Annotated in this window: 9 protein-coding genes and 1 pseudogene; 5 read left to right on the top strand and 5 right to left on the bottom strand. The window is 58.5% G+C overall.

All coding sequences use genetic code 11. The features are described from left to right. From X773_RS77850 to X773_RS69890, 5 genes and pseudogenes are all read left to right on the top strand, one after another. Nucleotides 1-268 (top strand): annotated as a pseudogene (locus X773_RS77850) (P-type conjugative transfer protein TrbL); the annotation flags it as partial. Continuing rightward, the gene (trbF, locus tag X773_RS69905; RefSeq protein WP_031212913.1) at nucleotides 269-1,000 is read left to right on the top strand and encodes a conjugal transfer protein TrbF; all 732 of its coding nucleotides are present in this window, start codon (nucleotides 269-271) and stop codon (nucleotides 998-1,000) included. Then, entirely contained in the window at nucleotides 990-2,018 is a 1,029-nt protein-coding gene (gene trbG, locus X773_RS69900; RefSeq protein ID WP_023680071.1) for a P-type conjugative transfer protein TrbG, read from the top strand. The genes trbF and trbG overlap by 11 nt, the downstream gene beginning before the upstream one ends. Nucleotides 2,019-2,028: 10 nt before the next feature. Then, nucleotides 2,029-3,246: a TrbI/VirB10 family protein gene (locus X773_RS69895; RefSeq protein ID WP_023680070.1), complete on the top strand. Its 1,218-nt coding sequence runs from the start codon at nucleotides 2,029-2,031 to the stop codon at nucleotides 3,244-3,246. Between the two features lie 11 nt (nucleotides 3,247-3,257). Further along, complete coding sequence (locus tag X773_RS69890; protein ID WP_023680069.1) at nucleotides 3,258-3,530, top strand: DUF2274 domain-containing protein; 273 nt, start codon at nucleotides 3,258-3,260, stop codon at nucleotides 3,528-3,530. 322 nt (nucleotides 3,531-3,852) lie between these two features. Here X773_RS69890 and X773_RS69885 read toward each other — a convergent pair whose 3' ends face one another. The 5 genes from X773_RS69885 to X773_RS69865 all read right to left on the bottom strand — a co-directional run bounded on the left by X773_RS69885 (nucleotide 3,853) and on the right by X773_RS69865 (nucleotide 13,845). After that, nucleotides 3,853-7,548: a hypothetical protein gene (locus tag X773_RS69885; RefSeq protein WP_031212911.1), complete on the bottom strand. Its 3,696-nt coding sequence runs from the start codon at nucleotides 7,546-7,548 to the stop codon at nucleotides 3,853-3,855. Between the two features lie 179 nt (nucleotides 7,549-7,727). Then, nucleotides 7,728-9,182, bottom strand: coding sequence for a hypothetical protein (locus tag X773_RS69880; RefSeq protein ID WP_023680067.1), 1,455 nt, complete (start codon nucleotides 9,180-9,182; stop codon nucleotides 7,728-7,730). After that, entirely contained in the window at nucleotides 9,179-10,594 is a 1,416-nt protein-coding gene (locus tag X773_RS69875) for a toll/interleukin-1 receptor domain-containing protein (RefSeq protein ID WP_023680066.1), read from the bottom strand. The genes X773_RS69880 and X773_RS69875 overlap by 4 nt, the downstream gene beginning before the upstream one ends. A 478-nt stretch (nucleotides 10,595-11,072) precedes the next feature. After that, nucleotides 11,073-12,275, bottom strand: a complete 1,203-nt coding sequence (locus X773_RS69870) for a PAN domain-containing protein (protein WP_023680065.1) — start codon at nucleotides 12,273-12,275, stop codon at nucleotides 11,073-11,075. Continuing rightward, complete coding sequence (locus X773_RS69865; RefSeq protein ID WP_031212908.1) at nucleotides 12,259-13,845, bottom strand: hypothetical protein; 1,587 nt, start codon at nucleotides 13,843-13,845, stop codon at nucleotides 12,259-12,261. Before X773_RS69865 ends, X773_RS69870 begins: the two co-directional genes overlap by 17 nt. Nucleotides 13,846-13,948 lie beyond the last annotated feature (103 nt).

The raw sequence follows: 13,948 nt of genomic DNA, 5'->3' as shown, positions 1-13,948 counted from the left end.
TCGGGGAATGCGATCTGCAACAGAACCATTCCGGCGCAGCGCCGATGCCGGCCGCGATGCCGCCTGGACCGCGACGGGCGGCACGCCGACCGCATCAATGACCGGAAACCCTGCCGCGTCAGGTGCCAATGCCGCGCCGGCGTGGGCGAGGCGCTTGCGTTCCGAACAGACCGCGCGCGCCCATCGCCACGCCGCCACGCAGGCCGTCCGCGATGGCGATCGGGGTGGAAGCGGCGCCAACCCCTCTCTCAACGATAAGGAAGACTAGATGCTCTTCAAGCGACCTGTTCAGCGTTACGGGAAGACGCCCCACCCCGTCACACCATACCAGAAGGCCGCCCAACTTTGGGACGAGCGCATCGGCACTGCGCGCGTGCAGGCAAGGAACTGGCGCCTGATGGCCTTTGGCTGCCTCGCTCTGGCCACCGGGCTCTCTGGTGGACTCTTGTGGCAGTCGATGCAGGGCCGCGTCGTGCCCTATGTCGTCGAGGTTGATCGTTTCGGCGAGGCGCGCGCCGTCGCTCCAGCAATCCGGGACTACGAGCCCACCGATGCCCAGATCGCCTGGCATCTCGGCCGCTTCATCCAGAATGTCCGCTCTGTTTCCACCGATGCGGTGCTGGTGCGGCAGAATTGGCTCTCGGCCTACGACTTTGCCACCGACCGCGGAGCCCTCTTTCTCAACGAGTACGCTAAGGCCAACGACCCGTTCGGCAAGATCGGCACGCGCAGCGTCTCGGTGCAGGTGACGAGCGTGGTTCGAGCGTCCGACAGCTCCTTTCAAGTCAAATGGACCGAGCAGGTCTTTGAGCGCGGCAGCCTCGCCAGCACAACGCGTTGGACCGGGATCCTCACCATTGTGATCCGGCCGCCGAACAATACCGATCAGCTGCGCAAAAACCCGCTCGGCGTCTTCATCAATGCCATCGACTGGTCGCGCGAGCTCGACAGTGCCGCGCAGACTTCCGTTCCCCCAAAGGAGCCCGCCAATGATAAATAGACTCTCGTCGCTCCGCACTGCGCTGGTCCTGTCGACGTCGGCTGCGGTCATCTCCGCCTGTGCCTCGAAGCCGGTGCCGCTACCTCAGATTTCCTATGATGCTGCCAAGTTCCAACCGGCGGCAATCGAGAAGGCGCCGGAGAAGCCCGTCAAAGTCGTGGAAGTGCCGAAACCGCTACCGCTGCCCGGCCAGTTGCAGCCCGAGCCGGGCAAGGCTGCTGAAGACAGGCGCTCGCCTGAAGAACGTGTCGCCGATGCCAACAAGGCGGCGACGCAGCAACCCACCAAATATGGCTATGTGAATGCGGTGCAGGTTTACCCCTTTGCCGAAGGCGCGCTCTACCAGCTCTATGCCGCACCGGAGCGCGTCAGCGATATCGCTCTGCAGTCAGGCGAGAAACTCCAATCCGTGTCGGCCGGCGATACAGTGCGCTGGGTAATTGGCGACACCGTCAGTGGCTCCGGCGATGACCAGCGCACCCATGTGCTGGTGAAGCCCTTCGCGCCAGGACTTGCCACCAATCTGGTGATCACCACGGACCGGCGAAGCTATCACTTGCAGCTTCAAAGCACGGATAAGACCGCCATGGCGGCAATCTCCTGGACCTACAGCGAGGACCAGATTATCGCGCTACGCCGGCGCGATGCGCAGGCCGAGGCTGCTATGCCAGTGGCGTCGAATGTGGCTCTCGAAAATATTCGCTTCCGCTATTCGATTACCGGCGACATGCCGCCCTGGAGGCCGACGCGCGCGTTCGATGATGGCAGCAAGGTCTACATCGAGTTTCCGCGCCGCATCGATCAGGGTGAGGCCCCGCCGCTCTTCATCGTCGGTGCTGACGGGGACAACCAGCTCGTCAACTACCGCATACGCGGCAACTATTACATTGTCGATCGCCTCTTCGCCGCGGCCGAACTGCGCCTCGGCGCCAAGCAGCAACAGGTGGTGCGCATCACGAGGACCGACGGCAGGCAAGCGCCGCTGCGGAAATTGCTCTTTTCGCGTTCCAGCAGGTGAGGGACGGCCCATGACGGATACTTCCCGCTCCGATGCTTCACCGAAACTCGATCCAGAACAGCTGCAGCTGCGGGCCTCGCCTCGCCGCGCTGTGCGCTTCAAGCGCGGCATTATTGTCGCCATTGCTGCTGTTGGTTCCGGGACCGTTCTAGGCGTCACCATGATGGCGCTGCAGGGACCGGCGCTGCGCATCAAAGAGCAGGCTGAAGAGCTTTACAACACTGAGCGGAAGCCAACCGCGGAGGCAATTGAAAGGCTGCCTAAGGACTATTCCGGGATCAAGCCCAAGCCTCCGGTGCTTGGACCACCGCTGCCCGGCGACCTCGGCCGCCCCATCCTTGAGCACCAACGCCAGCTGGGCATCGCGCCGGGCCAGGAGGTTTCGGCGGAGGAGCAGCGCCTTGCACAGCAGGCGATCGAGGCGCGCGAATCGCAAGTCTTCTTCCGGATCGAAAATCGACCCCGGCAAGCGGATGCCGCCGGCAACGGGCAGGGCGGGCGTCCACCCTTTGATGGAACGGCTCCACAATCCAATGCCGCACGCGATTCAGCTTCCGTTGCACCGGCCGAGGGCGACCAAAACAATCAACAGCGCAAGCTCGATTTTGTCAGCCAGCGGAACACAAGTGGAATCTACAATCTGCATGCACTGCAGACGCCGGCTTCGCCGTATCAGCTGATGGCCGGCAGCGTCATCGCAGCGAGCCTGATCACTGGCATCAATTCCGACTTGCCCGGCCTCGTCGTCGCACAGGTCACCGAGAATGTGCACGACACAGTCACCGGCAGCACCTTGCTCATTCCGCAAGGCTCTCGCCTGATTGGCACCTATGACAGCGTTGTTGCCTTTGGACAAAGGCGCGCGCTGCTGGTCTGGCAACGGATACTGCTGCCCGACGGCTCTTCGATCGAAATCGACAATCTGCCGGCGACGGACACCGCCGGCTATGCCGGGCTTGAGGACAAGGTGGATTTCCACACCTGGCAGCTGATGAAAGGCGTTGCGCTGGCCACGTTGCTGGGGGTCGGCACGGAGCTGAGCCTCGGGCAAGACGAAAGCGACCTGGTCAAAGCAATCCGCGAATCCGCTCAGCAGAACGTTAGTCAAGCTGGCCAGCGCATCACCGAGAAGAACCTCAATATTCAGCCCACGATCACCGTCCGCCCTGGTTGGCCACTGCGCGTCATCGTGCACAAGGATCTTGTGCTACGGCCGTACCCGAATTGACTGGAGTCATCATGACCAATCTGAAACTCGGCAAACTTCCGGATCGGACACCTTCGAAGATCACCATAAGCGTAAGTGCAGACCTGAACCAAGCACTGAAGGACTATGCGGCCCTTTATCGTCAGACCTATGGCGAGTCCGAATCGGTAGCGGAACTGATCCCGTTCATGCTGGCGGAGTTCCTGGAGAGCGATCGAGCGTTTGCCAAGGCCAGAAAGGAAGGGCTCCCTGTCGTCGACAAGTCAGAGAAATCGCGGCGGCAGGCAATTTCAGGGTCCGAATAAGTGACAGCGACCAGTGAGTCCGAGGGGGCACCTTTCTAGGCGGGCGAATGCATTGAAGCAACTTGCCGGCGGCAAGCCGAAAAATAGGGCACAATAGACGAGCTGATCTGCCCCGAACCAATGCCGGCTCTGCGCCGCAAAACAGCCATTCGAGATCGTTCGTACTGACGCCGGAAGCGGACATGTCCATGACCGAATGAGCATACGCAGGTGTGCCGCGACTCTATTGGCGCGCGCTCGTTTGACTGGAGTTGAGCCGGACGTCGGGAAGCGGTTCGTATTACCTTCTGAATCGCGTTGTAGTGTCTGCACCTCGCATTCTCTATCGCAAATAGCCTGCGGGCGGATACTTCCAGCCATCTTGCTTACCCTCGCCAAGCAGACGCCGCCCCTTCATGCCTTCGATGTTATCGATCTCGAAGAACGATATCGTGGCTTGGGGCTGACCGTGGGTGTGGAACACCTGTCGCTCATAGGCTCCCCCCTTGGGGACATGGGCGTTGCTTCCTCCATAGGCTCCGTTGTTTGCGATCAGGACGAGCTGGTACATATGATAGTGCAGCGCCTGCGCCATCTGATCGAAGGTGCCCACATCGAGATTCAGCGCCGGGATCGCGAAAACGTCTGACCGATCGCGAAGATCACTTGCTAACCTCAGATCGGTTGCATCGTAGCAGATGGACGCTGTGAGCCACAGCGGATCACTGGCCGGATTATTTGACCATTCGTACCCGACCAGCCATTGGCACGGCCGGAATCCAGTTACCAATTCAACTGGCGAATTGAACGGCAGCTCCATCGGAGAAAGGTGCTGCTTCCCTTGCCGCCTGATGATGGTCTGCAGGCCCTGACCCTCCACCATTCTCGGTATGATCCACAGAGCGGAATTGATCAGCGGCTGGCCAGGAACGACGCGTTCGTAGACCATTCCGGCCAAAATAGCGGTCTTGAACGCTCGAGCGAACGGAATGAGGTGAGTGGCCACATCATCCGGATGTACCGACAGCTCTGGTAGGATCAGCCAGTCCAGGCGCTTGTTCGCTGGTTTGTGGGTTTCGCGCAGGTCCAGCATTTTTTCCACTGCGGCCAGTGCCGTCGACAGATGCCTCCGGTGTTTCCGCCGAACAGCGCGCGAGCGCATTTCGAGATCGGCCGTTGAGAAATCATTCTTCTCGGGCATGATCGATTGGACGACGCATGCCCGGAGCGGCCGACCCTTAAGTGCCGTACCCGGGATCGGCGCATTCACCTTGAGCATAAGCGTGCCCGTTGCCGAGCCGACTGCGGCGTAGGCGTTGGTCAGCGCGGTGCGGATCCGAGATGCTGTCTCACCAAGAGAAAGCTGATCCGCCTCGGACTTGCTGGTGCGGCAGCCCGGCCAGATCAGAAGGTCGAACAGAAGATCCTGTGTGAATTGAGATATTGGAAGCCAGTCGTCGCCGAACGCCTCGTGTCCATTGTAGAACCCGTACTGCCTCTGGAACCAATGCCCCCTTGTGGGTCGATAGACGGGCTCTGCTTCCCTCCACGACGAAGGCCGAACTGGAAGGCTGAAATCTATCCTAGCCGTCAAAATGAAGCGCATCAGATAACCGAGCTGAAACCTCCAGCGTTGGGAGTCCGGGGCCCATGAGGGAGCCGTGTAGATCGACCTGTAGGCTTGGGTGATCTGAGCGGATCTGAAGACTACCTGATCCACACGGACATATTTCCCGACATCACTCACCGCGATCTGCGTTGTGGAGGGCGTTACGACATCCGGCACGTTTCCCTGCGCGATATGCTCGATGAACTTCTCGGCGAAGCTCAGAACGCCTATCTCGTTTCGCAGCGGATTCAGCGGTCCCTTGTCCTGAACGTACGACTGCAAGGAATGCATGTCGGGCGAACTCGACCACTCGATGGCCCCCAAATCCTCGGCGATTCCCGCTGGCATGGTGAATTGCCGGTCGACGGTGCGGAACAGGTCCCGAGCGAATTCGATGTCCCGGGCAGCAATCTCAGCAAACCTATCCGGAGTCAGCGTCCTTCCGACCAGTTCCACAGCCTGTCCTTTGCCCAAGAAAGACCGACGGATGACGACTGCGAGTATCGCATATTCCCGTTCCGACGATGGTTCTCGTCTTCCCGTCAAGAAGGAGAGGAGCCTCCAATATTGTCGATTGGTCTTCAGAAGTTTGGGCGGACGTATCGACTGAGGGTTATGTACGGCAATGTAGAGGAGAGCCTGCTGGGTGAGGTACCATGGTACCTGCGTCGCTTCGCCGTTGGCCACCCGGATTGCGGACTTCAGGAGAAATGACCGGTATCCAGCGACATCAACCGAAGCCGGAAGGCATTCGAGATCATCGACGAAGCCGGTCTCCGTGGCTCCAGCACGAAAGATCTCCGCGAGGCAGTAGTAGGCGATCCGACGGCTGCCGGCCGTCTTGATACGCCCGTCCAGATAGGGATCGATGAGCTTTAGCACCTCGGCCAACATCTCGGGAGAGGGCCAAAGGTCCAGGGCGACACGAAGCAGTCGCACATTGGATGGATCGGAAATCCACCGCTCAACGAGGATCAGTGCGAAAGCGTGCGCTTCATCGTCCAGTTCCGCCTGCGAAAGCCGGGTACGCCGGAACGTCTCTTCGCCGAACTCGGGGAGATCCATGAAGGGGCGATCGTCGAGGAGCGGTCTGAGAGAACGGAAGGTCTTTCTAAAGCGACCCGCGGCGAACCTGCCGATCGTCTCGTCCTTGACGTCAGGCACTGCCCTCAGGCTAGCAGGGCCCGACGCCCGCTCGGTGTCATTGAGATTCAGTTGGGACCTGACCAGCGCTTCGATCGCCTGTATTACTTCTTCACCGCCGCTTGCGTCGAACCCGCCGGAGATTGCAGTCTGAATGCGCTCCATCTTTCGGGACTGGCGAACGAGAGGCGTCTGCTCGCCGCCCACCGAGGCCGTGGAGGTCTTTTCGGGAGCGAGTTCCAGGGCTGGACTGGTGTTCGTGAGCGTTTCCTGCAGCCAGGCAAAAACGCGTGTCTGAGCCTCTGCTTGCGAAACTCCAGGCGCCACGGTGATGGTTAGCCTAATGTCGTCGACGTACCGACATGCGTCCTGGAGCCAGACTCCGTTGGCTATCTCCCGCCCAAGCTGGCCCAGCACGGTCTGGTCGAAAGCCAGAAGCACTATGTTCGAGAAGAATCCGGCTGCCACTAGCCCCTGAGGAAGGGAGACGCCGTCGAACTCTGGTATCGAGGCACCCTGCTTGTAGCTTTCGAACCGGCGCTGATCGGCGCCGCCCCAAGACCAATTGAGCACTTGGCTGGCAAGATCGAAGAACCCCCCGTCGTCGTCGGGAGCCTGCAGCGTCCGAATCTTGGAGTTTAGAAGTTCGGGCGTCACCCGATCATAGAACTGCATCAGGTCGGTCTGGACGATCAGGATACGATCCTCGTCAACGAGGGTTGCCGCAACCAATTCTGGCCGGTGGAGAAAGGACCGGTAATCCTGAAAATAAGCGCGATAGAGCTTGGAGGAGCCCCAACGATGGACCAGGCGGTCACCTGCCTCCGCGCGATCGCAGAATAGCCGATTGCCGTAGGACATCACTGACCGTCGGACTGCGGGGGATCCGACGTTCCCACGAGGGTCTCCTTGCGCGGTTTCAGCCCGTTCGCTCAGGCAAAGGAGAAGCGCCGTCGCGGCAACCTGGTCGGCTAGCGAGACGTGGGCGAGCGGCCGCGTCTTCGTTGGTCCGGATCGAGTGGGTTTCCAGAGCCCCTGGGCGTCGAGCTGCCAGCGCTGGCTCTTAGGAGCGGGAACGAGTTTCAGCTCGTCGGTTTCGTAATGTCCCGATCGGAGACGCCTCGATAGTCGGGATATGAAATTCGGAAGGTCCGCGGCGGCCCGGTCGAGCTCTAGGGTGTCGGAGAACCAGTTGTGATAGCGGATGTAGCCAGCCGCCTTTTTCCAAGCCTGAACGAGGACATATTCCTGAGATATCTGATCGAGTGTCGGAAAAAGCCGCTGCACTTTCTCACCTGTTTCACGCGCCGCGCGTCTTGGCACGAAGCCCCAATGGTCGGGCCAGTATTTACTTCAGCACCTGTCAGCGCTCTTGGAATTGATATCCCATGGGCCAAAGACAGACCTAGATGTAGTACTTGAATGGTAGCGGCGGTGTGTTGTCGGTTGGCCCGGCTGTCAAAATTTCACCGACTAAGTCCGCAAACCGCAGTGTCACCGGGAGTCCATCCGAGAATCCGGCATTGTTGAAGTTTAGCTTGGTTAGCGCCAGAAGAGTCGGCGAGAACGCGTTCAATATCAGCCTCGCCGCGAACGATGTCCACGGTGAGCGGGTTGGGCACCTCCCGGCCGGGATAGGTGTTGAGACGAGGTGTGAATCCGGCGCTCCAAAGATAGGCCTTTCGGGTCCCTGCAATCATGGCCGTCCCCCGCAATACGGGACGGTCACCAAAGCGAAACAGTTTGATCTCGGTCTGCCTCTTGATGCGCACGCCGACGAGTTTGGTGCCTTCCGGCACCGTGCTTGCAAAGCCGGACCACTCATCGTCGCCGAAGGCTGCCTGGCCGTGGATGAAAAGCTCTGCGGGCGGATTACCGTGCATCTCTTTGTAAGCCTTGACGACCATATCCATGAGTTCGGCTGCTTTCGCCTTCGAGAGCTGGTACTGGTCGTTGGCCTGTGAATACCAAGGGCCCACCGCGCCTTTGAAAACGACGCCATCCCCACTGGCAAGGAACATCTGAGCGCCGCAACAGGCATTGTCGCGCCCTTTGGCATTTTCGATCAGCTTGTAGACCAGTCCGACATAACAGACATCTTCGCGCACATCGGCGATACGCCACGGCCGCCCGCCGGACTTGTAGAAGCTCGTCGTGGTGAGATTCCATGCGACCGAAGCGGGATCCTGCAACGATCGCCGGCTGTCTTCTTCAGCGAGGAGCGGCGCGAGCGTCGTCTCGCGAACCACTTGGATCACCTGTTTTGTATCGAGGAGCCGCGCCTTCAACTGGTTGTGAAAATTGAGCTCGTACTCATAGATTGCAGCGGCCTCGACCTCTTCGGGAAAGAGGGAACCTTCACGAAGGATCCTTTGCGCTACACGCTTACCTAGCCCTCCCTTTGCGGGCTCGCGAATATCGCGTGGTACACTCGATTGCGGCCGCCCGTAACGGAAGACTTCCTCGGGAACGATCGCGTACCATAGCTGCGGCCGTGCTTCTTCTTCCCGCATGTAGCGGCGCAGGGCTTCTTCATACAGGTCAACCGCCTTATAGATCGCCTCATGGCGGTCAGCGCCGCGTATCCGGCGGCTGAGTTCTGCGCCGTCGATCTGGCAAAAGGCGAAGGGCTTGGCGGGCCAAGGAATGCCGAAGACGGCCTGAAAACCTGGCCACATCATCTTGTTCTCGGGTTTCCCTTTTTCCGCTTCGGCAATCGTCGCCTGGATCGACTGGACCCAGCTTTCATAGATCGCCGTCGCCCGAGTGGTGCCGATGATGCCGATATCCATGCGTGCCGGATTCTGGTTGGAGGCCGGCGGGCCGAACAGGAACAGGCCATCTTTCGGATGTTCCGCTTTCTGGCCAAAACCGAATGCCAGCTGCGGCTCGTCAATATGGACCAGACGCCACCCTTTCATTCCGCCGCCTCCGATGCATCCTCGTCGGCCTCCTCAAGTAAGAAGTCGTCATCACCGTACTCGTCAATTTCCGACTCGGCGGGGTCTTCTGCATCCTCCGGTTCCAACAGCGCCAGATCGTCCGACATCCGGCGCGCGGCCGGCAGCTCAAGCAGGGACCCGTTCAGGACCAACCCCTGAGCGCCAAGGCTGATGGGGATGTTCTGACCGTCAGCGACAAGGAACGCGCAGAAAGCCTGCTGCAATTGCCGCCAGTGCTTGTTCCACCAGTTCATGCAGAACCGCCGACGGATCGCCGACGTCTTCTTTGCATCGGCGATGGCAGCGAGGCCTTCTTCGGAAAAGCAGATATAGGGCTTGAAGCGCACGAATGGCGTTTCGCCCAGTGTGAGGTTGACCTTCATGGCTAGATGCCAGAACACCTTATGTCGCTCGCTCCGGCCGACGACATTTTTCCTCGCGGCTTTACCCGACGCGGCCAGATACGCGACCTTGTCGTTCGTGACCAAACCTTTGGGGAAATAATATGCGGCGCCGGACGACGTTTCGTAACGTTTGAGCCCGCGGCTAACGAGATGGCTTTCAACATGCTCGCGCAGAAGATGGGTGGCGATATTTCGCGCGTCCGCAGCGCGCGGTGAAGTGACAGCCGCCGTCTTGCCTGACAGAAAATCTGCCAGCGGCACCTGTGCCCGGAACAAGAGCGTGTTGGACGGCAGCATGCTGGATTGCAGGCTGGCCAGGTCGAGAAAAGATATGATTAGCCTGTGGAAAGGCCGATGCGGCAGCCCCGCACCCTGCAACGCCTTCCTGATCACATCTTCGGAACCCGCATACTCGTAGAAATTCACGGAACTCGGCAGCGCCGCGATGGGCAACCAGTTAGTCAGGACCCGTTCTTCGGCCTCTTCGACGAAAACGGCTTTGCTGGTAAAACCGTCTCGCCAGGCCTCGAATTCGGCGGTGCGATCGTTCTGATTCCGCGGAACGTTGGCCGCCTCAAGAGTATCCAGCAGCTCGATAAATCGGGCGCCCCAATCGCGCGAAAAGTCGATTGCGTTGAGCTGGTGGACCTGGATCGGAAATTCGCCGAACGGGACATCATCTACCCGCACCGGAATGATGAAATCTGGATCGCGCAAGGATTTCTTGAGAGCATCCGCGACCGAGAGCTCGTTGCGGACTCCCGATCGCGCTGGGTCTACGCTCTGGCGGGAAACGACGAAGATGACTTTGATTGCCCGCTGGCGCAGTGCCTCTTCGATCGTGACCCAGAAAGGGGTCCCTCCCTTCAATTCGAACAGGTCTGCCCAGACGCGATATCCATGCCCGCTCAGCCGCGCGCCGAGCCACCTGACGAACATATTGTCGTCAGGAGTCGCATGGCTGATAAAAACCGTATCCCGTATCATCCCGCTCCCACGTTCCTCAATTATTATCTAAGATTCTTGCTACGAGTTTGTCGAAGAAAAACGCTCAGTAGCAGTTATCCACATCCTTGTTTTTGTTTTGTTCCTAGGCTCTCATTCGGAGATGACTGCAATCGATACGAGTCCCGCGCTGGCGTAGGTATGCCTGCTTTCACGGAAGCTCCCAAAAGGCGACAATGAAGTTGGGAGGCGAACGTCAAACTATCGCATATCGAAGCCAGCACCGGACAGTCCGCTCACGGGCCCCATTTTGACATTCAGTCAGACGGTCCCGCAATGCGCCGACGACAATTCTTTCTCTGAGATGCCTCAGTTGGCTCCACTTTGCATTCTGCTGGAGCTTCGTCGAAGAACATTCCTGCCGCTAACCCAAAGGTTATCGTGGAATTTTGCTAGCCACTTTCTTTGACAAGCGGCTTGGTTTCAATCGCTCCTTGAGGATAGGTTCTTCGCTTCAACTTTAGTTGGCGACGCTCTTGATGCCAGATGCGACCGCTGCGTTATCAGCGGATTGGGTTATGCTGTTGAAAAGGACACACGCACTTTCTTTTTTGCGGAAATTGAACCCTAAGCAGGATTTGTCGTTTGCACATTGCAGTATGCAGTCTGGATATCGGAGCGGAGAGGTCCAATAGGCGTTGCCAGAAATTTCCGTTTTTGTGGCGAACACCAAATTCGAGTAGCGCAAATTGCTCTCGACCACTTTTTTTGCGGCCATGATCGACTCTTCGCTTTTGACCAGTAGCGATGCGTCCCCTTTCATGAAACAAGCTCGAAATTTTGTGTTATAAGTAACCGCTAGACACCTGAAGTCGGTGTCGCAGGCGGTTTGACACTGCTCAGAACTCACGTTCCTAATTGGCATATCCGGCAGGTCGTTTCCGATCGCGTCCCACCCGGACACGACAACAAATCCACTATCTGGATCGACCTCTGTCGCAGGAGTTTCTGCGGGGACAGTTGCGGCCTGCTCTCGTGACGAGTCAGGAATGATGTCTGAAGACGCAAATGTGCGACCATCCAGCCACGCGCATCTTGTTGCAAGATCGACGGCGGATGAATCATTAAGGCCGACCAACTGAAGCGTCTGAGCAGCAGCGCCAGGCCCGGCTGGTGGCGCTGTCGGTGCAGAACGAGCTGCCAATGATACATTTACGTCTACGCCGTTCACACTCCGCCGAGAGTAACACCACGCTCGGTCCCAGGTTTGGTCGTTCTCATCCTTGAAGTGGTGACCTGTGATTAACTCCCAAGTGGTGCCTTGGAACTCGACGTTCTTGGTGGCGAACTTGTTGAAGTCGACGGTCACCACGTCAGGCTTGGTAGGGACGTCAGCCTGGGGCGCCTGCTCCTGAGTTGGCTTTGGAGTTGGAACAGGAATAGGCGGCTCATCTTTTGGGGAGGTGAGATCGCTTGGCTGCTCTATGGTCGGCAAAGCCGCCGGCTCCGGCAAGGTTTTGTCCCATAGACCAAGATTGATGCCTAGCCCAATCCCGACCGCCGCCACTGCAATGGCTCCGCCAGTCGCCATTCGGCGAAAGGCGGTCGCTCGGGCTGTCTTCTCTTGGGCCGCGGCTTGAGCCTGCAAGGTTGGAATCGCTGACCTTTTGACGGCGAGATCGACGGCTTGCTCAAGCAGGGTGGTATTATGCCGGACGAGCACTTTTGCGACCCTTCATTGATACCGTCACGAGGTCTGAGACCTCAGGCGGCAAATCCTGGTCGAGGGCCTTGCGAAGGACTTCGGGATCATCGGTGAAGAGCGGAACATAGAGGATCTCTTTGACCACCTTTTCCACAGGCACCTCAACCCGCTTCTCAACCTCTTTCTCGACCATAACTTCGACTGGTACCTTAATCGTTCGAATTCGGCGCCACCGCCAACTCAGAAGCATTCTGCGGAGCAGCCTGGAAATCTTGCTGTCTGAATTGTCCTCTTCTCGGGCGGCAATGCGCTGGAGCGCTAGAGCGACCATTGCCGAAATTGGTCCCGCGAGCGCGGCGATGAGCGCGAGCGAGCCGAACCAAATCACAGAGATTATTCCGGCCTGTGCCTCAGTCACCAGTTCAGGTTTGCTGCCGTACCACCGTGAGGCAATACGGCGGACCTGATCTGTCCGCGCCATTGGGATCCGCTCCTTGGCCAAGGCGCTGAGGGCTTTGGCAATCTGGTCCTGTCTGACCTGGTTTTGCGCCGAGGTGTTTGCCTTGTTGGCTTCTGCCGCCTGGGCATCTGCGAGCCGTTTGCCCGCTTCATCCAATCGACGCTGCCAAGCCGCGGCATCACTATCGCGCGTTTGCTCCAGAGACGAACGCCTATCGACAAGCTTCTGCCTCTGGTCAGTAGTCATAGGAGGGCTATTTGCCCGCAAACGATCGAAATTTTCGCGCAGCGCAGCAATCTCTTGATCGAGCGGCTCAATCCGAGTGTCGAACTTGGTGATAATTTTCGTGCGGGGGTTGGCAAGTTTAGCCACTTCCGATTCTAGCCTGCGTGCCGAGTCGCTGTCGCCTGAATCGCGCGCCATCTTGATACGTTCAACAAAGCTGTCGCGTTGGCGCTCAAACTGATCGACAGCGTCTTTAACTTCGCGATCACGCTGTTGAATCAGCGCCGATCGAACAGCATTTTTCTCATCCACTTGATCGCGAACACGCGAGGCCTCTGGAGTAAGGGCTGTCGTTCCCTCCAATTCCGCATTGGCCTCGGCAATTTGCGACTGAGAGGTCGCACGCGATTTTTCTGCAAGAGAGGTTAGCTGCTCAATTTCGGAACGGGCTTGATCGACCTGATCGGCTCTTCGACCAAGTTCGTCAGCAGAGGCGAGCTTTGTCGCTTCCTGCTCAAGGGCATCAATCTCGTTTACGAGCTCCTCATAACGCAGCTGACGCAATGCGCCTGCCCTCTCCATCCCCATAAAGACAGTTTCGAAAGTGATGCCTGCAAGAACCAGGAGGAAGACCAAGATTATGGGCTTCCAGAGCCAAGACGCGCTGAAAAGCAGTGTAGCTATCGGTATCTTGGTGAGCTCCGCGATTGCCACCATGAGAAAGGGTGCACTGGCGAGCGTCAAATCCATTGCAGTGACAGACTCGCTTGCAGAAAACGCTTGTACGCCTAATGCTACACCTGTCGTAAGACCAATCGCTGCGGCCGCAATCTCTAGGGCCCAGGCACCACGGTAGGTCCACTGGCCATAGCTTGCCAGCTTTTGACTCATCACAGTCTGCATTTTACTCGCCCCCCCGACAGGGCAACATCACGCCTTGATCGCCTGCCAGCATACATTTAACGGTTTTGAAAGTCTTAGTTAAGGCGTCTCTTCTCTCTATTGT

It is taken from the genome of Mesorhizobium sp. LSJC280B00, assembly GCF_000502835.1.
Taxonomy (GTDB): Bacteria; Pseudomonadota; Alphaproteobacteria; order Rhizobiales; family Rhizobiaceae; genus Mesorhizobium.
This window is presented reverse-complemented; position numbering and strand designations above follow the sequence as displayed.